This is a genomic window from Streptomyces sp. NPDC017936 (assembly GCF_044328485.1).
GTDB lineage: Bacteria > Actinomycetota > Actinomycetes > Streptomycetales > Streptomycetaceae > Streptomyces.
This window is the reverse complement of sequence record NZ_JBIRHK010000024.1, coordinates 19,370-39,403: the sequence shown is the minus strand read 5'-3', so window position 1 is coordinate 39,403 and position 20,034 is coordinate 19,370. Positions and strand designations below refer to the sequence as shown.

Below are 20,034 nucleotides of genomic sequence, written 5' to 3'. Positions count from 1 at the left end.
CGGACCGAACGTCCTCGAGGACGGATGCAACGTCGATAGCTGTCAGACCTTTTACACAGCGCTTCAGATCCTCGCCGAACAGAAACGACGACACGCTATCGCCATCGTCTCAAATGCCCCGCTCTGCGAGCGGAAGCAGATATTCACCGGCCCTCGCCTCCGCGCGCGATCATGGACTGGATGGACAAACGGTTGAGGAGTGGATCACATTCGCCGGCGCCTTGGACCGGAAGTCATCGGACCGAGGTCAGGCGCCGGTCAGCAGCAGCGTCATCAGCAGCACCAGCACCATTCCTCCCAGCCCGACGGCCGACCCCAACCAGCGGAAACCCGTGACCGTCATCCAGAGATCAGGCGAATCGAGTCTGCCCTGGGCCTGCCTCCGCAACTCAAGGTTCCGTCCCTGACGCTGCTCCAGCGACACGGCAGCGCCACGTATGTTCAGCGCAACCCAGCCACCACCGGCCGCAGCAACCAGCCCCAACATCAGCAGCAAAAAAAGCACGGACGTCCCTTCCCCTTCAGGGCATGCGCACCGCCGATGGCGCGCTCAATTCGACCGGAGGCTAACAGTCCGTACTGGTAGAGGAATCGGAGGGGCAGCGCTCCCTGGCCAGGGAGCTCAAAACAGCGTTCGCCCGTCACGCATCCGGGTCGACACCACTGGGGCTCCGTCCTCGGCCCTGCCGAGCCCGTCCGGGTCACGCCCGCTGGAGTGGTGTGTCGACGGCCATTCAGTGATCTCGTTTGAGGCTGTGCGGTGAGTTCGGCGGGCAGCGCGGTGTCGTCGGTTTCTGACTCGCTCCGGTGAAGCCGGGCCTCGGCGAAGAGTTCGCGACCCATGTAGCGGCGGGCCTCGGTCTACTCGTCGTTCTGCTCGGTCAGGACCGCCCCGACGAGCCGGACGACGGCGGCGCAGTAGGGGAAGATGCCGACCACGCCGGTGCGGCGGCGGACCTCCTTGTTCAGCCGCTCCTGCAAGTTGTTCGACCAGATCTGCCGCCAGATCTCCCGCGGGAAGGCCGCAAAGGCCGGCAGATCGCGCTGGGCGGCGCCCAAGCAGGCTGCAATCTTGGGAACTTGGCCCCCAGAGCGCCCAGCACGTGCCTCATCTGTGCTTGGACCGCGTCGTGCTGAGCTGTTCGAAGACCGTCCGCAGCAACATGGCCACCCAGAACTGGGCCGATTTGGGAACCTATTTCAGCAAGCTCCTCACATAGCGGGCGCGGCAGCACTGCCACGACGCACCAGACAGGACCGCCCTGATGACGTCGACGAGGCCGGCGTACGCGTCGGAGACGACGAGCTGGACGCCGGACAGACCTCAGGCGATCAGCGAGCGCAGGAAGTCGAGCCAGCCGGCACTGTCCTCGGCGGTGGCCACGTCCAGGCCGAGGATCTCGCAGTGGCCGTCGGCATTGAAGCCGACCGCGACCAACGCGTGGACACCTGTGATGTGGCCGCCTTCACGGACCTTCCGGGTGAGCGCATCGATCCAGACAAACGCATACAGGCCAGCCGGCGTCCAAAGGTCGATTACGAAAGGCGACGACCTACTTCGTCCAAGTGCTTGGCCATCGCGTTGCCCTGAGACTTCGACAGCTAAGGGCCTGCCGGAAATTAACCTGTGGGTTTTGTGACCTGGATTCGCAGGTCAGCGTGTTGCCCGCCCACATGTTGTTCTCCGGCAAGCCCTAACGAGCTCATGCACGGTAGGCGGTGAGGCGTCGAAAGCTTCGGCATGGCTCCGTGTTCACATCTGCCGTGCCGAGGCCAGGTCCGCGATCTGCTGGTGGGACAGCAGTCCGGCGACGGCCTGGACGGTGTGACTCATGTGCTCGCGGCGGCCGAGGTGGCGGGTCAGAGCACGCCAGTTCTTCAAGTGAGCGATACCGTGCTCGACCCGGATCCGCCTCTAGGAGTGGGCTTTGCGCTGGCGTTCGTGTATCTCCTCGTACCAATTGGGGGCGTTCTTCTTGAACTTGCGGTGGGGTGGTGTGATCACCCGGCCGCCGGTCTGGGCGCCCAGGCCCTGGTAGCCGGCATCGGCAAGGGTCTCCACCGCGGACCCATCGGCCAGAAGCTTGACCAGCCCGAGCCGGCGGGCGTGGGTGATGTCCGCGCAGCTGCCGGGCCTGGCCGGACTGCAGAACAACACCCGCCCGTCTTCGTCGGTGACCACCGTGGTCTTGACCGCGTTCTGCTTGTTCTTGCCGGAGATGAACGTGTCTCGGTCCTTGCGTCCGGTGGCCGGCCGGCGGACCCGGATCTCGGTGCCGTCGATGATCCCGGTCTTCCCGCCGGCGCCGAGGTGATCGATGACCTCGGCCAGGGTCCGTAGTCGAAGGCCAGGGCTCACCGTGCATCCTCGCTCGGCGAGCAGCGGTCGCACCTCTGCGATGGCACGGGTGATGGTGGCGCGGTCCACCTTGAACCAGCAGGCCAGCACGTCGTGCGTGACCCCGTGTCGGAGGTGCACGAGCGTGGCCAGAAGCCGGTCGACGAACACCAGCCGGTGCTTCGCACCCGCGCCCACAGCACGCTTCCACGGCCGGGACGCAAGCTTGGCCTGGTGCCGTTCGTGCCACAACAGGCCCAGCTCTACGACGAGTTCAGCGATCACGTCGGCCGACAGGCCGGTGATCCTCCGGTCGCTGATGATCGCTGCACGAGACGCGTTCCCCACCACACGACCATGATCGACGATTACGAGCTCGACGCCTCACCGCCTATCGTGCACGAGCTCGTTAGGGCCTGCCGGAAATTAACCTGTGGGTTTTGTGACCTGGATTCGCAGGTCAGCGTGTTGCCCGCCCACATGTTGTTCTCCGGCAAGCCCTTAGGATGGCGCTGGTCGCGCCAGTGGGGGCTGGTGCACCGACCAGGGAGTTGAGGATGCTGGCCATCGGGCTGTACTACCCCTACGTTCACTTCCGTGACTTGGCTTGGATCAAGGCTGCAGCGCTGTACATGCCGCAGCTCGCCCGTGTCGTTCCGTCCGGTTTTCGGGTTTCCGATCCCAGCGAAGTCCAGACGCTTCGCGAAGGCTTGGGCTTCGTAGAGGACTTCGACCCCGCTGACAGACCTCCGATGGCGGGGAGGCTACTACTCATCACGCTTCTTTCTCAGGACCGTTGGCGTGCACGGCGGACGCGGGCTGCGACGAGGTGGCAGGTTTCGGTGGCATGGGCAACGTCGTTTCTGTCTCGGGCCCCGAACCGGAACGGCCTGTTCTCGCCTGTCATGTGGGCAGGCAGATCGTGGCGGATGTATTGCTGCAGGTCGGTGTAGATGAGGGCGGCGTCCTGAAGGAGGCGCGCCCAGTCCGGCAGATTGGTGGGGAGGTCGGCCCGTGGGTGTTGTGAGGTGGCGATGGTGAGCTGGGGCAGTTGGTCGGTGCTGTAGCCGGTCAGGGATCGGATGGCGACAGCAGCGGCGTGTACGGGGTGGGCGATGCGGGTGTGGATGCGCTGAGCCACGGTCTCGTGGTGGGGGCTGGGAGTGTCTGGGTGGGTATGTGCCGGCAGAGCGATGGCAGGTGGTCGGCTGTCGGCGGAAGAGAGCCGGTTGGGAGTGCAGTGGGAGCTGATAGTGGTTTCGTCGGGTGCCCCGGGGGGGCGCCGGGGGCATGGGGGCAGCTCGTACCAGGGTTCGTCGTGAGGAGCGGGGAACGGGGTGTTGTGCCACCAGGGGTAGCTGGCGGGAGCCCGAGGTGAGGGGTCTTGGTTCAGGTGCTGGTGGGCATCTTCGAAGGTGTCGATCTGGTGGCGGGTGACGGCGTTGAGGATGGTGGCCAGGGCAGGTGGCGTTGGACCGCTGATGACGAGCGTGAGGCGGATGCGGGTGAGTTCGCGCAGGGCCATGAGGTGTTCGAGGTGGCGTCCGGTGATGCGGTGGGCGCGACAGATGACGTAGTGGCTGATGCTGAGGGCTTGGGTCCATGCGGCCGCTACGCGCCAGGAGTCCTCGGCGTTACCGGTCCACCAGGGCGGGTCGATGTCTGGGGGTGGGAGGTGTTTGCCGAGCGCGCGGATCAGGTCGTGTGCGAGGTAGGCGGGTGCGGTGGCCAGGGGTGTGGGGTGGACGGCGATGCGGCCGAGCCTTGGCTGATGGGCGGCGAGTGCGGTGGTGGTGTAGGCCGGCTCGTCGCGGGTGTCGGTGATCAGGGTGATGGGGGGCAGGCCGGGGTCGGTGTGGTCCGGGGACCATGCGGGGGTCCATTTATGGAAGGTCTCGTCCGGTGCGGCATTGCAAGGCGTTGAGGTCATGAGGTGAGGACCAGACGAGGGTCCAGGCGGCGCAGGAGGGTGGCCGGGTCGGGCGGATGGTCGGGGTGGCGGCGGTGGTGGGCCTGAAGCTGGTGGGTCAGGGCGGCCCAGCGCCGCATGTTGCCGTGCGCCCACATGTCGTCCAGGCAGGCGAGGGTGTGGCTCGGGGTGCTGTGCCACAGCGGGTGGAAGTCGGGCAGGGCGGTGAGGACTTCGTCTGCGGCGAGCGGTTCCATGTGGTGCCAGGTGGTGACTCTACTGATCAGGGTGAGCTGCGTGCGTAGGGCTTTGAGGCGGGGTCGGCTGGCAAGCAGCAGGATGGTGATCTGCGGGGCGGGGTCGTCGTGGAGGTAGCGCAGGTATTCGATGCAGGAGGCGGACAGTTGGTGGGCTTCGTCGATGGCGAGGAGGCGGGGCGGCTTTGCCAGTGTGTGCCGTAGGTAGTCGTCGCAGGTGCCGGCGTCCTGGGGTGGGTCGCCGGGCAGGTTGAGGGCGCGGTGCAGGCTGTGGCGCAGGTCGTCGGGGCGTGCTTGGGGGCGTGGCAGCAGCCGCAGTGCGGGCAGGGTGGGTCGCTGCTCGCACAGGATGTGCAGGGTGAAGGTCTTGCCGACGCCGGGGTCCGCGGTCAGGCACATCATGCTCTGTTCGCGTAGTGCGTTGTCGAGGGCGTGGCCGGCGGCCTGCACGGCCTGGGTGGTGACGGTGCGGGCGTCGGGCAGGCTGAGGTAGTGGGGTGCGCTTTGCGTGTTGTCGGTGGAGGTCATCCGGCATCCTGCTGGGGGCGGCGGGAGCGGCGGCGGTGGGGCAGTGCGCGGCGGATGGCCCAGCGGGCGATGGATTCGTCGACCTCTTCAAGACCGCGGCGCTTCATGCCTTCGAGGATGTGGTAGGTGATTTTGGACCAGACGCGGAAAGTGCCGCCGGCGCCTTCTTCGTAGACGTAGTCGATGAGTTCGGGTGAGGCGTTGGCCCAGACGGGGTGGAAGAGGGGGATGTTGCGCTGGACCTCGTCGGCTTCCATGGGGGCGAATTCCTGCCAGATGTAGATGCGGGAGGCGAGGGCGGGCTCGTTGTAGAGGGTCTTGTAGGCCTCTTCTCCTCCGACGAAGAGGACGGCGGGGCGGGTCTTGCCCTTGCCGGTGTCCCACAGGTGGCGGACGAATTCGAAGCATTCACGGCTGAACTGCTGGGCTTCGTCACAGACCAGGACGTAGGGCTTGCGGGCCAGGGTTCGCTTGAGCAGGCGGTCGAACTCGCTGGGGTGGGAGGGGGGTTCTCCCTCGAGGCGCAGTTCGGTGAACAGTTCCTGGCGGATGTCGCGGGGCGTGGGGCGGGAGCGGAACTGCAGGAGCAGGACGCGTTCGGCGGAGATCTCTTTCAGGGCGGCCAGGACGGAGAAGGTCTTGCCCAGGCCGGCATCTCCGTAGATGCACGACATGGCGCGGGCTTCGATGGTGTCGGCGATGTTCTCACCGGCTTCGAGGAGGGCTTCGGTGGCGACGATGCGTGCGTCGGCGAGGTTGAGGTAGAAGTCGGGTTCGCCGACGACCGCGTCCTGGTCGGGGCGGGGCGTCGTCTGCGTGGTGTCGGTGTCGGTCACGTCTGTGTCCTTCGTGGTCGTCAGGGTGGTGTGGGCGTTGGGGGATGCGGGGCGCAGTGGCTGGGCGTGGGCGGTGCCCAGTTGCTGTCCAGTGGTGGCGTCGTAGATGTCGATGGTGTCGGGGCCGTGGGGGCGGATGCGGACGGTGCACTGGGCGTGGGCGGTCATCCAGGCGGCTGTGTAGAGGCGGCCTCGCCAGCGCACCTCCTGGCCGCGGACGATGCGGGTGGCCTGGCCGGGGGGCGGGTCGGGGTCGGTGAGCGCGGTGGTCACAGGTGTTCCTCGGAGGGGGTGGATGTGTCGGGGACGGCCCAGCGGCCGGGTGGGGTGATCCGGCGGGGCATGTAGTCGGTGGGCAGATCGTCTGCGGGCCGGCTGGAGCGCCAGGTGCGCAGTTCTTTGGCGGCTTCTTTGCGGGTCATCGCTGTGTCGGTTTGGGCCGGTCCGGCAGTGGTGTGGGGTTTGAAGCGCCTGCGGCGCAGGGTTTCGGCGCGGCGCAGGTCACGGCGCACGCGGCGGGCACGTTCGGTGCGGGCCTGATAGACCTGCTCGATCTGCTCGTCGGTGGCCTGGTCGGCCAGGTAGGCGGAGCCCAGGTGGTGGCGGTTGTCGGCGTCGAAGACTTCGATCTGGTCAAGATGGTGGGGCTGGAAGCGGATGTGGACGCGGGTGCCGGAGCGGCCGGTCATCCAGCCGGCCATGTAGTCGCGTCCCTTGAAGCGGATCCCGTGGCCGTGGATGACCCGCGTGGAGCGGTCGCCTTCCAGGAGAAAGGCGTGCAGGTCTTCGGCGCTGACCTCGCGCAGCGGGACAGGGTCACTGTTCCACCATTGCAGCGGGGTCAGGTCGTCGTAGCCGGCCATCGTGTGTTCGGCGTTGCGGGCCTTGACCCACTGCGCGAAGAGCTCCACGAAGCCTTCGAAGGTCAGGGCTGGGTCCTTCTGTCCCGAGCGGCGGCGGGCGTCGAGCTTCTGGGCGCGGGTGTAGCGAGGCAGGGTGGAAAAGAACATGCTGGTGGCAGCGCGGTTGAGGTTTTCGATGCTGCCTTTGAGGTGGGGGGTATATGGGGGCAGGACGTCGACCTGGACGGCGAAGGCGCCGAGTGCGTCCTGGACGGCGTGGGAGAGGAAGTCCTTGCCGCGGTCGATGCGGATCCGGGTGGGCAGGCCGCCTGCCGGGCCGTAGCCGTCGCCATGGAGGATGCAGGATCTGAGGGCGGCCAGGATGGACCCGCGGTGTGGGAAGTGCGGGGTGACGGCCCAGCCCATGATCATGCCGGTGTGGCAGTCGCAGAACCAGGTCACCCATGGTTTGACCAGCCGTCCGTCGGCCCAGACCCAGACGGGGGCCTGCTTGTGGTCGCCTTCCCATTCCTCGTTGCGGGCGGTGGGCGGGCGGCGCAGGTGCGGGTCGTGGCCGCGGGAGGCGGGGATGCCGCTTTTCAGGCCGGCCCGGTCACCGGGTGTCAGGTCGCGTTTGACGGCGCGGTGCAGTGTGGACAGGCTCACCGGGGTGGCGCCGGCCTTCTGGGCGTCCTGGGCGAGTTCTCTGTGGACGGCCTTGACGTTGCCTCGGTGGTAGGCGAGCAGCGTGCGGATGTCGTCGGTGATCTCGAAGCGGCCCCGGCTGTGTCGCAGGGGTTCGCCGATGCGGGCGCGGGCCAGGTTGCGCCACACGGTCCGGACGTGGACGCCGAGGGTGTGGGCGGACAGTTCGACGTGGGCGGTGGTCAGCTCCCCGCGCTGCGACAAGTCCAGCAGGGCACGTACGGCCGGGCCCATGAGTTCGTGGCGTGCTCGCTGCCGTCGGGCCAGGTCATCGTCGGTGAGGACCTCGAGGTCCGGGGACTCCATGGAGGCGTTCCTTCGGTGCAGGTCGATCAACGGTTCGAAGTCCCGCGCCATGGTGAGCGACGGGGTCAGGCCCAGAAGCCGAGGTGGGTGACGTGCTCATACATGCGCCAGTCGGAATCGAAGTCGGTGATCACGTCGCGCCACCGATGGGTCAGCGCGTGCAGGTCGCTGCGCGACCAGGCCGTGACGATGGGGTCCCAGCGGTAGATGTTCTTGTGCCGCCAGCGGGCGGTGCGCCGGTGCTTGTCGTCGACTTCGCTCTGGTCGACGGGGTAGATCTCCACGCGGGTCCCGCCCCCGTCGTTGAGCCGGCGCGTCATGCTGGGTGCCATGTTGCGGCGCCGCAGCAGGCGGAAGGCGTTCTCCAAGCGCTGCTGCTGCTCGGGCCGTGGGTGGCGTTCCTCGGCGAGCCAGGCAGCGATCATCCGCCGGTCCATGCGGATGCCGCAGTCCTGCATGTAGGTGTAGCCGGTGCGGGAGCGGGTGAGGTAGAGCAGGTTACGTCTCAGCCGTTCTGACGGCGTCATGTAGGGGTCGGTGACCTGGGCGATCTCATCAAGAGTGGTGCTGAGGGCTACAGCCGCGGGCACGCCCTGGGCGCCTAATCGTCCGAATCCCATACGAGTCTTCTCCGAGGGCTCACGTGATCATGGGGTGGTGCGCTGCAGGCTTTGAAGGGGCGCCCTCTCGGTCGGAGAGGGCGCCAAATCGCTGCGCCCTGCACGCTGCTGGGCCTCCACCGTCACGGTGGTTTTGGCGAGTTGGCCGGCTGGGAGCCGTGGGCTCCGATGCACGGCACCCTAGGAGAGCGGGCGTGCGACGGAACGAGTTCAGGTCGACATCGAGGTGCGACACATTTGGGGCATTTCGCGGCTCCAGAAACCGCCGTCGGCGGCCGGTTTGCCAGGTGCCGAACCGGACGGGGTAAGGCATCGATTGGCGATCGAACAGCCAGCGCGGGCCGAGAGGCGACGCATGCGTTCAGCCAGCGCAAATCTCGCTGTCGACGCCGAATAAGCGAATACGCAGGCCACCCCTCATGGCGCAGGATCCACTTTTAGCCACGAAGGAGTAAGCGAGGTCTCAACTCCGCCCTAAGCTACCTGCGAGTAACGACTCGCGGGTAGCTGACTTCGGCATGCGCACGCCATACCTAGCAAGTGCGTCGACGCAGGACAACAGGAACACTAGCGTTCGGGTCTGACAGTCAATTGCCGGATTCCCCGCCCCAACTCACCCTGACTCCCGTGGAATTGACTCAATCCCTGCGCTTTGGAATGCCATTGAACGCTCAGTCCGTCCAGTTATTGCTGGTCAGGCAGACTCGGCTTGTCGACGACGGAAAGAGGGCATGGCTTGATGACCCTTCAGACGGACTCTGCAGGAAGGTTTCGGCGCATAGGCCTTGTCAGCGCCGTCCTCCAAGATGCCCCCATGAGTCTCACCTCCCATCTCAAGGACCCCCGCTCTCCCATCTCTCGCTTTCTGGCGGAACACCTCCCCGACACGAAGGCCGTCCTCGACGATTACCGCACACGCTTAGCCCGTTTCCCTGCCCCGCTGCGGCCGCAAGTGGAAGCCGGGCTGAAGCCCGAGTACCGGATGCTCGGCCACACCATTGATCACCGCCTGCGGATCTCCCTGGGAGCGCCGACCGGCGCCCCCATCAAGGAGGGCATCGTCCGGGCCGTCATCGACGACGACGGCTGGCCCAGCCAAGAGGTGATCCGCGCCGTCCAGAAGGCCGGCGACACCATGCTGGAAGAACTGGCCGGCTACCACAACGATGCAGGGCAACCTCTGTGCCTTGCATCAGCGGACGAGGACCGGCTCATCCGGCTGTGCCATGTCGCCTCCAGCTTCGAGGCGATCTTCCGTCACTGCGGCTGGCTGCGCGGGAACACGCTCGGTCTCTGTGCTGCCGATGCCACCCTGGACGACCTGGTCGATGCTGTGCCGCACTACGTCGTCGGTGACATCCGCCAGCAGATGCAACTCGCCGCAGACCCCGGCCCGTTCGAGAACATGCGGCTCCTGCCTGCCAGCGCCCGGGTCTGCGGCCCCGTCTTCGACGGCAGCCTGCAGGTCGGTGGCGCGGACGCCGACTTCATCCTCAATGGCGCACTCATCGACTGCAAGGCCACCATCCGCCCGGAACGCATCAGCCGCGCAGAGATCTACCAGCTGGCCGGATACCTGCTGCTCGACTACAGCGACACGCATTCCATCTCCACCGTCGCGCTCTACCTCTCCCGCCAGGGTGCGCTCATCGACTGGAGCGTCGAGGAGTTTTTGGGCCTGCTCGGCGCGCGGCATGAGCTGCCAGCCCTGCGGGATGCGTGCCGTCACACGCTGACCGACGGCAGGCACGGCAACCCGCTGCCTCCCGTGGATCCTTCCCGTCCACTTCCCCGGCCCCGCTCGGCGCCCGCCGCCCAGCAGTCGCTGTTCTGACGAGCTGGGCCGAGCCGGACCGAAGGCGGCTGCAGGATGCCTGCAGCCGCATGCCGATCACATCGAGTGCTCCGGCTGGCGCAGCGATCAGGTTGATTCTCATTCGGGCACCCTCAGGTAGCAGTGTGGAGCGATGACTTCGACCGCGTATGTGCTGCTCAGCGTGGCAACCTGGGCAGCGAAGCGCCTCGTCTGCCTTGGTTCTGTGCGGTCGGCGGCAGGGCGCTTCAGGGCGATGAGGGCGGCAGTGTGGGGCTCTTGCGACGTGACCAGGAACTGGGGCTCGGAAGGTTGCCGTTGACGACGATGACTGCGACGAGTGAAGGCGCCTCGGGGTTGGTCAGTCCGTGAAGCGCTGGCTGGAGGGTGAAGAGGTAGTTCTCCGGAACACCGACAGGTGAGGCCTTACGGCTCATGTCCAGGATGCAGAGAATCGAGAGGCGTGCGCCGTCGGCGGCTGCGTACTGCGTTGGCTGCCCCATGTACTTGGGGGCTCTGTCTCGGGTGACCGGGGTGTTGCGCTCGACTTTGAGCTCGGCGGTGACGCCATCGTGCCGGACATCCAGGTAGCCCAGGGCGAGTGGGGTGCCTCGCTGCAAGCGCCCGCCGAGTTCCGGCTCTGCCTGGAGTTCCTTGTACAGGTCGTCATGAAATTTGCGCTCTGTTACGTGGCTTCCGCGCTTGTATTGCTTGTTCCACGTCATGGTGAGGCCGGTGCGGCAGATGGCGGTGAAGAGGCGGCAGAAGGCTTGGAGCTGGTCCTCGTCGTAACCGGCCCGGTGCAGATTTTCGTAGAGGGCGAGCAGCCGCTCGTCGAAGACGGGGAAGTTGGTCAGGAAGTCGCGTGAGGCGTCGAAGGGCCGGAATCGGATTTCGCGGTGTCCGGCGGTGTCGAGGCTCTCGGTAACGGGTTTGCCGTCCCGGGTTCCGCGCCAGCGCAGCTTGACCGAGAACGGCGGGGCGGGACTGCCTGCGGGCAGAGCGAAGCGGAGGATGAGTGTGCCGGTGGCGCTCAGTGTGTCGGGGCCGTCCGCGCTCGGCGGGCGTGTCCAGAGGTAGGTGGGCGTTTCCGCTTCGTTGGGGGTGAAGTGGCTGAGGAGTTCGGCTTCGAGGGTCTCGGCCCACTCGGGCCAGGGGCCGGTGCGTACGTCCAGGCGGAGTTCGTAGACGGTCGAGTGACGCAGGACCTGCGGGCCGGTGACAAGGCGTCCGTCCACGCTGGCCAGTACGACCGCAACGGCCGGCTGGTCCTCGACCAGCTGGGTGTCCGCCTCGTTGCCCAAGACGGTGTGGGAAGTGAGTGGCGTACGGCGTGGGCCGCGCGCGATGACAAGTGGCAGGGGCAGGACGGCCCACTCCGCCAGGAGGTCAGCCACGCCGCTGGCGTCTGCGACGGCTTGGACGTGCCGCAGAGCGGCTATCAGCGGTCCGGCCAGCGGGTCAGTGTCGTGGAATCGCTTCTCCAGTTCGGTTGCGGTCACTGCTGCGCGGCGGCGCGCTGCAGTGGCCAGGGCGTTCATCTCGATGGTGTCAGCGTTCAGTTCCGCTGCGTCAAGTCGGATCAGGAAGGCGGCCACCTCGCACAGGGCGGCGAAGCACCGGCCGTAGGCGGCGGTCGCCGTTGCCTGCTGACACTGCTCTCTTAGCGTGGCGGCGGTGCTCTGCAAGTGGGCTGCGCGGGCGCGGAGCGCGACGGCCGGATCGCTGTCGGAATGGCCCTGGCCTGCCCCGGCAGCCGGTACCAGCTCGTGGCCCATGAGAAGGCTTCGGGCTGTGACACGAGTGCGGACTTGGTCCGCCAAGGCGCTCACATCGTTGTCTGCTCCGACGGCTTGAGCAGCATGCGTCAGCGCAAGGGCGGTCGCACGCATATCTTCTCCGGCCACCGCGGCTGCATCAAAGGCGGCCGCGGCGGCGATCAGGGTGAGCAGGGCTCGGTGGAGGGTAAATGCAGGCTCGTCCGGGGTTGCCTTGAGGACACTGTTCATGATGGTGGCGGCATCTCCGGGGCGGGCTGCCCGCCAGGCGACTTCGGCGTATTCAGCCGCACCGACCACCTGGTGTGGCCCGAGTTCGAGAGCGGCCGCCTGAAGATCCTCCACCGTCAGGCTGGCCAGGCCCGAGCCGCAGTTAAGCAGCGCGCACAGTTCCAGGTTGTCGTGGGCGTTAAGCCGGTCGTTGACGCGCGGGTCGCGCACTTGGCGCAGCCGCAGCTGGGCCATGGCCGGGGTGGTGGCGGTCTGCGGCAGCCAGTCACCGTTCAGGGCGTCGCGTAGGTCGTAGCCGTCGAGGTCGGCGGCGCGTCGGAGGATTTCCTGCTCCGTGTGGATCCTGAGGGCTTCATTGCCTCGGGAGAGATTGGAGGCAGCCGCCATGGCCTTCTTGACGGTGTCCGGAAACCGGGCGATGTCTACGTGTTCGCAGACCGACAGGGCGTAGGCCAGCAGAGAGGCGCTGTCCTCGGTGCTCCAGTCCAGACGCAGGGCGGTGTCGAGGACACCGTCGATGACGCCTAGGTAAGGGTCGGTGAGCAGCGCTGGCAGGAGGTCGGAGATGCTCGAGGGCAGCTGATGCGCGCGGCCGATGTCCGCCCAGGCGGTTAGCGCTGCCGACCGCGAGGCTACATCGGAGTCGACAATGTAGGTGTGCAGGAGCGGGATGATCATCCGCAGCAGGCCGGGGTGGTCGCCGTGGCGTCGTCCGAGCGTCCCCAGGAGCGGCAGCAAGCGCGGCACGATGACGTGTTTGCGCTGGCTGTCGCGTTCGTCGGTGATGGTGTCGATGACCGCGCCGCATACTGCCGTTGCATCGATGGTGGCGATGTGCTCCAAAGCGTCCAGGAGCCTGCCGATGCTGGACGCCAACGACTGCCGGTAGGCCATTCGCTCCAGGAACTGCAGCTCCGGCGGGGCCGGTTCTGGGGCGGCCAGGAGCGGGGTGGGGGTGGTATTCGCCGACTCCAGTGTGTCGATGGCTGTCAGGGCCGCACCCAGGAGGGCAGCCAGCTGCAGCTGCGTCCAGGCCGGATGGGTCTGGGCCAGCTGCTCGATCAAAGTCGCGGCCGGGAAGCGCACGTGGCCGCCCCAGTCACCCCCGACGCGGGTCAGGCACCTGGAAAGCAGATACTCGAAGACTCTTCTCTGCTGGCTCGCATCGAGCTGAGGATCACCCGCGGTGCGAAATCTGTACCCAGGGTCGATGAGGCGGCCGGCCTGCTCCAGCACACCGAACAGACGCTCGCGCACGAAGTCTCCGGCTGTACGGCCGGTGTGCTCGAGCTGGGCAGGCACGTCACCCACCTCCAGGACGAGCAGGGTGGCGAGGGACCTTTGAACCGTGGCGATCGGTGCGGGATCGTTGTGGTGGTCGCCGTCCACCCCCAGGTTCAGGAGCATTTGCGGCACGAGTGCAATTGCCACATCCGGGTGGGTGAACGCCAGGGCCTGTACGGCGGCTGCGGCAGCACGCCGATCCATCTCCAGCTCTCGTTCTGATTGAGGAGCGGGCCGCACACCTGGCGGGACCATTAGCGACTCGGATGGTCGCGGGGCCGGCAGCATGCTGGTGAGTACACGGGCTACGGCCTGAGGGGCCGCTCCGGCTGCCACACGAAGAGCACTGGCGTCTCCGGTTCCGCCTTCGTAGACCCCGAAGCGTCGGCTTTGAGGCTCAGCGAGGTACACAAGGGACCGGATCACTGGCTCGTCCACCTGGTCCCCATCGTGGGGACGCAGCAGGTCGGTCACGCAGCGGCCGGCCTCGACAACAGGACTGTGCCGCAGCGTGGCCAAAGCGGCTCGCAGGACATTCGCTGCGTGCTCGCTGCGGACGCGGGCCACGTGCCGCAGCGGCGTCAGCAACTCCGGGACGTGGACGTCGGTCACCAGGTCCAGGGCCAACGCGATCACCGCGGTGCTGAAGGTCTCCGGCGCCCGCTCGGCCAGTGCAGTCAATCGCCGCAGCGCGCCATCGCAGGCCTCCCGGTCCCGTTCCGTTCCCGGCTCCTGATCCAGGAGGGCGATGTCGTCCAGAGCACTGGCCATTGCTGGATCCGACGACGCCTGCGTGCCCCGACGGTTTTCCGCACGCTGCTGCCAGGCGCGGTGCCGCTTCGCCGTTTCCGCTCGTTCTACCGCTTCGGCTCTGGCTGCGGCCTCCTTGCGCTCATCCATGACCGTGGCAAGGTTCGGCACGTCGCCCGTCGGACGGCGGTGGGAACAGCCCACGCAATGCTGTTCGTAGAACTCCCCAGCGATCCAGTCCAAGTTCGCGCTGGCACCGCCATGCGCCACGAGGCAGCTCACCTGCCGCGTGTTGATCGGCAGGCCGGTGGCCGCCTCGGCCATACCCTGGCCGCCGAACTCGGTGAACGTCATGTTCAGACAGTGGCGGCGGGCCATCTCCAAAATGGCCGCGTTCGCACGACCGGTCCGCACTGCATCATCGAAGGCTCGCTCTGCATGGCTGTGCACCCCACCACTGTCTCAGGCACCACTGACAACGCCGCCCGACCATCGCTCATTGCAGACTTCACGTTTCACAGCGTCGCCCGAGGTCCTGACTGGCTTCGAAGGCGGTGTCGCTGTCGCCCTGCGGGATTTGGGCCAGGGTGAGGCCCGCCTGGCGCAGGGACAGTTGGCTGGCCCAGGAGCAGAAGGACGACGAGGCACATGTACAGCGCTCCACCCGCTACTTCGACGAGTTCCGCGCCCGCAAGAAGAAGACCCCCGCCCTGTTCTCCAGCAACGAGGTGTCCCTCAAAGCCGCGGAGCAGCTGCTCCATCTGCCTGACAGCGTGGTCGAAGGGCCACAAGCCATAGCGAAGGGGCGCAAGCCCTTGCCGCCGATCGACGAGCTGCTCCTGGCCATGGGCGAGCCCTCCCCCGAGCCGGGCTGGCTACCGGTGGCGTACTCACTGCTGAGTCAGGTCACCCAGAGCACTCCCACCGGGCTCGCGCACATGGCCCGCTACGTCGACGGCACACTGAGGGCCCACGACATCTCCCCCGAGATGCTGGCCCTGGCCCTCGACGTCGCCTGCCTGGGCAGCGCCCGGCTCATCGGCCTGTCGTCCCTGCTCTTGACCCGCGGTGACGACACGGCAAAACAGTACGCGCTCGGTCTTGAGGAACGAGCCCTTGCCGTGCACAACACGGCGCGCCTGGTCCACTGGCTCGGCTGACTCCCACCGCCCAGGACGGCGCACCGTAGGTCCTGCCGATCAGTTGTCGCACCAGGCGCTCATGCGGTCGGCGACGTGAGCGGTGTGGAGCACAAGGGTGTCGCCGAGCGATCGTGCTTCATCTGCTGGGAAGTAGGCGTCCAAGAGGCCGTAGAGCGGTGCGTCAAGAGACAGTCGTTCCTGCACGTCCCGCGTGGGGCGGTAGTGGACCAGAGTGTTCCTGAAGCCTCTGTGAGCCTGAAGGATCAGGTTGCTCATCGGGGCGTCGAGGATGTCCTTCAGCAGCGCTCGGTCCGGCGTGCGGAGTTCGGCTCCGTACTGGTCATCGAGCTTGCCGAGGCTGGAGAGGACGTGATGAAGGGTGATGTAGCGCAGCTTGAACAGTGTTGTCGCCGAGGAGGGGTTGGTGTCGTCGGCGAGGAGGACGGCAGCGGTGTTCAGTGCACAGGTCATGGCTGTCAGGGAGGCCTTGATCTCCTCTCGGAGGGCGGGATCGAAGCTTCGCCGGTAGTGCTTCTCGGCACGCACCTTGTTCTCCGTGCGGTCCGTTGTCTTCATCACGTCGAGGACGGGCTGCCCCTGCCAGGGCAGGCCTTCTGCCGCCGCGCCAATGTACCTGCCCTGTTCCACGGCGACGGCATGCAGCCTGGGACCGAGATCGTCCTTGTTCTTGAAAGCCTGCGGGGGGAATGCGAGGAAGAAGCTGGCTGTGTGAGAGGTCGAGACAAGCCTGCCGCGAAAGCGCCACAGGACGAGATCCCTCTCCAGCGGCCGAGCCAGTGGCAGCCACGTGTTGCCGAGGAATTCCTGACGGTGTTCCTCAATGATGCGCCGGAAGTCGGCGCCGACATCATCCAGTTCCTTGTACTTGTCGTCGTAGAGCTTGACCGAGTGCCGAGCGCGCTCGATGGCAGGCGCGCAGTCGTAGGCGAGGGCGTCCGCGAGGTCGGGAGCGACCTGGCGAAGTGCCCGGTGGGACTCGTGGATGATCAGGCACATGTAGTTGTGCATGCAGAAGACCGGGACGACAGCCTCGTCCAAGGCCCCGACCGTGACGCTCTGGGCGAAGCGTCGCAGGAACATGATGTCCTGCGCAATTAGGGCCAAGGCGATGTCGTCGCCAGGGGCTGTTGTCGTCACGGCTGTGCTCTCTCCGGGTGCTCGGGGCAGTGTCGCCTCCCGTCGTAAGCCACCGCTCCAAATTTGGTGTCGGCGAGGGGCCGGGCAGGTGCTGACGGCATGGTGTCAGCAGTCGATGCCGGGCACATCAGGTTTTTGGCTCCGCAGACCAGCGCGGTGCCGGAAGACACGTACAGCCGGGCAGCGAACGACCGCAGAGCTGGGATCGGCGACGGCCGCTGGGCGCGGACCTGTCGGACAGCCGCCGGCACACCCTGCGGGGGCCCCTGGAGTCGCCTTTCATTGGTGTCCCGTCGCTGCCTGCGGTGGTGGCGCACTGCGCCGTTGACGATCAGGATGGAGTGACGGACCACGCGGTCTGGCAGGGATCGCACACAGCCATGGTCCAGCCACACGGGGCGTCGGCGCGGCGCCGACGGCGTCCGACTGCCCCGCAGAACTCGCAGACGGTCGCGGGCTGTTCCTCCCCGGACAGGACAAGGAGGCTGCGCATCTCGGAATCCGATGCCCCCGAGTCAGTGACGATGTGCACGCGGGCTGCGCCGAACTTCTCCTTGAGAACCTCGACCCGGTACTCGGCATCCCACGCGAGGAGGTGGGTGTGCAGTCGCAGCAGCAGGGGTACCAGCCCGGGCCGACGGCACGCAGCCGGTCGGGCAGCTGCCCTGCACGGCCGCGTCCGGTCTGGTGATCTTGCATGCGTTCCCGTTTCCTGCGGCCCGGCCGGGCCGGGAGCATCGCGGTGAGCACCCGTGGCCGGTTACGTGATCGCCGCGGTCAGCGCTGGTGGCCAGCGAGGACAGTGAGGTAGTGGGTGTGCTGGTCGGGGGTCAGGCGTTGGCCGGACCATCCGTGGCAGAAGGAGCAGCTGGGGCCGTTCCATTCCCAGAAACTGGTCAGGTCGAGGAGGTCGGCCAGGGTCATGCGTTCGGTGTCCGGGGTGAGGGGGCGGGCGTGCTGGCAGTCCCCGCCCACGGCGTGGGAGCGGCCCCGGTAACGGCCGTTGAGATTGGAGCCGTAGACCCACAGTCCGGCCAGTGGCCCGAGGGCGGCGGGGTTTTCCCGGAAGGGATGCACGTTAAAGAGGCGGCCGGGAAAGGTGATCGCGTCGGTCCAGGCGTCGCGCAGGCCGAAGTGCACGTGCTTGACCTGGGCGGCCAGTTGGCGCAGGTCGGTGTCGTGGGTGGCCTGTGCAGCGACGGCCAGGGCGGCGGCGCGGTCGCCGGGGCTCCAGCCAGAGAATTTGCACTTCCGCTGGAGGTCGGACAGGCTCGCGGCGGCCGCCAGTCCGTCGCCGGGCTCCGCCTCTGCCTCCGGGGCGGGCGCGGGCGGCTGACGGGTAGCGGCCGGCACGGGAGTCGCTGGCGAGGCGGGCGGGGTCACGGCCAGCTCAGGGAGAGCGGGCCGGCCCTCGAGGTGGGCCCGGTAGGCGGCGGAGAGGTCCTCCAGGTCCTTGCGGCGCGCACGGTGCAGGTCGATGGACTCCTGCAGGCTGGTATCGAGCAGCTGCACCCCGCCGTGGAAGGCGTGGAAGCCGATCGACTCCCACAGGGCGGCGATCTTGGCCTTGGCCGTGGCGCGGTCGGCGTCATTCACCTCGTCCCGGTTTTCGGGCCATTCGGCCATGCCGGGCTCGGCCGCGACCGCACAGCAGCCGCCGGACAGGCGGCGGATGGCCTCGGCGGCGAACACCGGACCCAGGCCGAAGCCGCGCCAGGGACGGGCCAGGAACACCCGGTCCAGGATGAGCAGATCCCCCACCGGGCAGTCGATGATCTCCTGGAAGGCATCGGAATACTCGCCGTCGTCGAGGACGGTGGCCGCGATGCTCTCCAGGTCTCCCGATTGGGCGTCCGCGACCATCCAGCGATCCGCACCGGTGTTGTCACGCAGCCGCCACAGACGCAGCCAGCCGGCCTCGCTGCCGTTGCCGATGAGCTGCTGGCACGCATCGGTGCAGCCGTCGGCGCATTCCTCCTCCTCGTCGTGGTAGGCGCGGATGGAGACACGCCAGTGCTCAAGGGTGTCCTCGTAGGGCACGGCGGGGTGCCCGTGGCTGTAGACCAACCGCAACTGGGCGGGGCCGCCGGGAAGTTCGCTAGCCGGTCGGCGCGCAAGACTCATGAAGGTTGAGGCTAAAGGTTGTCCCGTAACGAGGCCTGGGATCTCAGGCATACTGGCGCTCGTTGTCGCTGGGGACCGGACCTAGGACGGGAGCCTGAGTGCCTGAGCTGCGGTGTGAAGCGGTTCGTTGGGTGGATGACGAGCCGTTTCCTGGCATCGTCGAGGTTCAGTTCGTTGACGCTGCGGGCCAACGTTGGTCTTTGATCGACAAGAGCTCGATCTTCGCGCAGGTCGCTGAGCTGACTCCAGACTCGGTCTACCCGGTGAAGGTCACGGTGGCGTGCGAGGTCCAGGGCGACATCGAGGCGACGGCCGGCGACGGAGTCGTGACTATCTCCACTTCGCCGAACGGGGTCACGACGCCGGATGGACGGGACACCTTCGCTGTGAACCAGAGCCAGCTCATCCCGTGAGAGCGAGATTGTGAAGTCGGGCGATCCCGAGCATGGCCTGGTGAACGCCGGTGCCCTTGAGCCGGCAGTCGCGCAGGATCTTCCAATTCTTCAGCCGGGACAGGGCGTGTTCAACCCGGGCGCGTGCCCGGCGGTGGACGGCGTTCTCCGCCTCCTGCTGCGGGCTGAGATGCGTCTGGCCACGTTGTTTGCGGTGCGGGATGAGCAGGCCGGTGCCCTGGTAGCCGCCGTCGGCGATGACCGGAGCGCCGCGGCAGGCCCGGTCGACACCGGACTTCGCAAAGGCCCGGCAGTCGTTGCGGCTGCCGGGCAGCGGGGTCCCGATCGCCACGACCAAATGGCTGTTGGCGTCGATGACGACCTGCAGGTTGGTCGAGTACCGGTAGTTCTTGCTGGAAGCGGCGATGCTGCGGTCGCGGGTGGGCACCAGGGTGCCGTCGACGATATAGACGGTGTCCTTGCGCGGTCGACGAGCTGGCGAGATGGCCAGCAGAGGTGCGAGGTGATCGAGAATGCGGTCCGCCGCGGACTTCGAGACCCCGAACAGCGGCGCTATCTGCCGCAAGGTGAGGTTCGTCCGCCAGTACGTGGCCACCAGCAGCACCCGGCCCTCCAGCGGCAGTCGCCAGGGACGGCCGCGCTGAACGCCGCCGCCACGGCGCCGCACCAACGCCACCAGACTTGCGAACTGCACCTCGGACAGCCCGGAGAACGGCTCGATCCACTTCGGATCATCCGCTGAGATCACCCCACCCATGCCCAGGCAACGCAGCAACCGCCACACGGGTTACGGGACAACCTCTAGCCGTCGCTACTGACAATTGGTCCGGCGTCGAGCCTCGGCCGACGGTCGCTGAGGATGTTCATTGCACTCCGGACATCGGGCGCGGGCCGACATGTCGGAGCGGGAGGGGCAGTTGCCACTGTTTCCGCTGGGCGGTTCGGTAGGCGAGGGGACTCAGTTATCCGCTGAACCCTTCTCCGAAACAGCGCTCGAGCG

The 20,034-nt window shown here is 67.1% G+C and carries 15 protein-coding genes and 1 pseudogene; 3 read left to right on the top strand and 13 right to left on the bottom strand.

Annotated elements, in window-relative coordinates; all coding sequences use genetic code 11:
* Positions 1-247 precede the first annotated feature (247 nt).
* The 9 genes and pseudogenes from ACH4F6_RS35920 to ACH4F6_RS35880 form a co-directional block, all read right to left on the bottom strand.
* Complete coding sequence (locus ACH4F6_RS35920) at positions 248-505, bottom strand: hypothetical protein (protein ID WP_397964590.1); 258 nt, start codon at positions 503-505, stop codon at positions 248-250.
* A 251-nt stretch (positions 506-756) separates the two neighbouring features.
* Positions 757-1,602 (bottom strand): annotated as a pseudogene (locus tag ACH4F6_RS35915) (IS256 family transposase); the annotation flags it as partial.
* A gap of 151 nt (positions 1,603-1,753) precedes the next feature.
* The gene (locus tag ACH4F6_RS35910; RefSeq protein ID WP_397964589.1) at positions 1,754-1,882 is read right to left on the bottom strand and encodes a hypothetical protein; all 129 of its coding nucleotides are present in this window, start codon (positions 1,880-1,882) and stop codon (positions 1,754-1,756) included.
* A 33-nt stretch (positions 1,883-1,915) separates the two neighbouring features.
* Positions 1,916-2,689, bottom strand: coding sequence for a transposase family protein (locus tag ACH4F6_RS35905; protein ID WP_397964588.1), 774 nt, complete (start codon positions 2,687-2,689; stop codon positions 1,916-1,918).
* Positions 2,690-3,125: 436 nt separating this feature from the next.
* Entirely contained in the window at positions 3,126-4,268 is a 1,143-nt protein-coding gene (locus ACH4F6_RS35900; RefSeq protein WP_397964587.1) for a hypothetical protein, read from the bottom strand.
* The gene (locus tag ACH4F6_RS35895; RefSeq protein ID WP_397964586.1) at positions 4,265-5,032 is read right to left on the bottom strand and encodes an AAA family ATPase; all 768 of its coding nucleotides are present in this window, start codon (positions 5,030-5,032) and stop codon (positions 4,265-4,267) included. The genes ACH4F6_RS35900 and ACH4F6_RS35895 overlap by 4 nt, the downstream gene beginning before the upstream one ends.
* Positions 5,029-6,141, bottom strand: a complete 1,113-nt coding sequence (locus ACH4F6_RS35890; RefSeq protein WP_397964585.1) for an AAA family ATPase — start codon at positions 6,139-6,141, stop codon at positions 5,029-5,031. The genes ACH4F6_RS35895 and ACH4F6_RS35890 overlap by 4 nt, the downstream gene beginning before the upstream one ends.
* Positions 6,138-7,721 (bottom strand): Mu transposase C-terminal domain-containing protein, encoded by a 1,584-nt coding sequence (locus ACH4F6_RS35885; RefSeq protein WP_397964584.1) that lies wholly within the window; start codon positions 7,719-7,721, stop codon positions 6,138-6,140. Before ACH4F6_RS35885 ends, ACH4F6_RS35890 begins: the two co-directional genes overlap by 4 nt.
* Before the next feature lie 65 nt (positions 7,722-7,786).
* Positions 7,787-8,341, bottom strand: a complete 555-nt coding sequence (locus ACH4F6_RS35880) for a transcriptional regulator (protein ID WP_397964583.1) — start codon at positions 8,339-8,341, stop codon at positions 7,787-7,789.
* A gap of 814 nt (positions 8,342-9,155) precedes the next feature.
* Between ACH4F6_RS35880 and ACH4F6_RS35875 the strand changes: the two genes are divergently transcribed.
* Positions 9,156-10,175: a hypothetical protein gene (locus ACH4F6_RS35875; protein ID WP_397964582.1), complete on the top strand. Its 1,020-nt coding sequence runs from the start codon at positions 9,156-9,158 to the stop codon at positions 10,173-10,175.
* A gap of 227 nt (positions 10,176-10,402) precedes the next feature.
* Here ACH4F6_RS35875 and ACH4F6_RS35870 read toward each other — a convergent pair whose 3' ends face one another.
* Positions 10,403-14,551, bottom strand: a complete 4,149-nt coding sequence (locus tag ACH4F6_RS35870; RefSeq protein WP_397964581.1) for a hypothetical protein — start codon at positions 14,549-14,551, stop codon at positions 10,403-10,405.
* Positions 14,552-14,784: 233 nt separating this feature from the next.
* Here ACH4F6_RS35870 and ACH4F6_RS35865 point away from each other — a divergent pair, with 233 nt between their 5' ends.
* Positions 14,785-15,357: a hypothetical protein gene (locus tag ACH4F6_RS35865; RefSeq protein ID WP_397964580.1), complete on the top strand. Its 573-nt coding sequence runs from the start codon at positions 14,785-14,787 to the stop codon at positions 15,355-15,357.
* Between the two features lie 39 nt (positions 15,358-15,396).
* Here ACH4F6_RS35865 and ACH4F6_RS35860 read toward each other — a convergent pair whose 3' ends face one another.
* Both ACH4F6_RS35860 and ACH4F6_RS35855 read right to left on the bottom strand, forming a co-directional pair.
* Complete coding sequence (locus ACH4F6_RS35860; RefSeq protein WP_070201523.1) at positions 15,397-16,497, bottom strand: hypothetical protein; 1,101 nt, start codon at positions 16,495-16,497, stop codon at positions 15,397-15,399.
* Between the two features lie 777 nt (positions 16,498-17,274).
* Positions 17,275-18,621, bottom strand: a complete 1,347-nt coding sequence (locus ACH4F6_RS35855; RefSeq protein ID WP_397964579.1) for a hypothetical protein — start codon at positions 18,619-18,621, stop codon at positions 17,275-17,277.
* A gap of 98 nt (positions 18,622-18,719) precedes the next feature.
* On the opposite strand from ACH4F6_RS35855, the gene ACH4F6_RS35850 reads away from it, so the two are divergent.
* The gene (locus ACH4F6_RS35850; RefSeq protein WP_397964578.1) at positions 18,720-19,034 is read left to right on the top strand and encodes a hypothetical protein; all 315 of its coding nucleotides are present in this window, start codon (positions 18,720-18,722) and stop codon (positions 19,032-19,034) included.
* Here ACH4F6_RS35850 and ACH4F6_RS35845 read toward each other — a convergent pair.
* Positions 19,024-19,791 (bottom strand): transposase, encoded by a 768-nt coding sequence (locus tag ACH4F6_RS35845; protein WP_397964577.1) that lies wholly within the window; start codon positions 19,789-19,791, stop codon positions 19,024-19,026. The genes ACH4F6_RS35850 and ACH4F6_RS35845 overlap by 11 nt on opposite strands.
* Positions 19,792-20,034 lie beyond the last annotated feature (243 nt).

What these genes read in the sequence shown, in the direction of transcription:
- ACH4F6_RS35900 (WP_397964587.1), bottom strand. Translation starts at nt 4,268, where the DNA reads ATGACCTCAACGCCTTGCAATGCCGCACCGGACGAGACCTTCCATAAA.
- ACH4F6_RS35895 (WP_397964586.1), bottom strand. Translation starts at nt 5,032, where the DNA reads ATGACCTCCACCGACAACACGCAAAGCGCACCCCACTACCTCAGCCTG.
- ACH4F6_RS35885 (WP_397964584.1), bottom strand. Translation starts at nt 7,721, where the DNA reads ATGGAGTCCCCGGACCTCGAGGTCCTCACCGACGATGACCTGGCCCGA.
- ACH4F6_RS35880 (WP_397964583.1), bottom strand. Translation starts at nt 8,341, where the DNA reads ATGGGATTCGGACGATTAGGCGCCCAGGGCGTGCCCGCGGCTGTAGCC.
- ACH4F6_RS35875 (WP_397964582.1), top strand. Translation starts at nt 9,156, where the DNA reads ATGAGTCTCACCTCCCATCTCAAGGACCCCCGCTCTCCCATCTCTCGC.
- ACH4F6_RS35870 (WP_397964581.1), bottom strand. Translation starts at nt 14,551, where the DNA reads ATGACGTTCACCGAGTTCGGCGGCCAGGGTATGGCCGAGGCGGCCACC.
- ACH4F6_RS35855 (WP_397964579.1), bottom strand. Translation starts at nt 18,621, where the DNA reads ATGAGTCTTGCGCGCCGACCGGCTAGCGAACTTCCCGGCGGCCCCGCC.
- ACH4F6_RS35845 (WP_397964577.1), bottom strand. Translation starts at nt 19,791, where the DNA reads ATGGGTGGGGTGATCTCAGCGGATGATCCGAAGTGGATCGAGCCGTTC.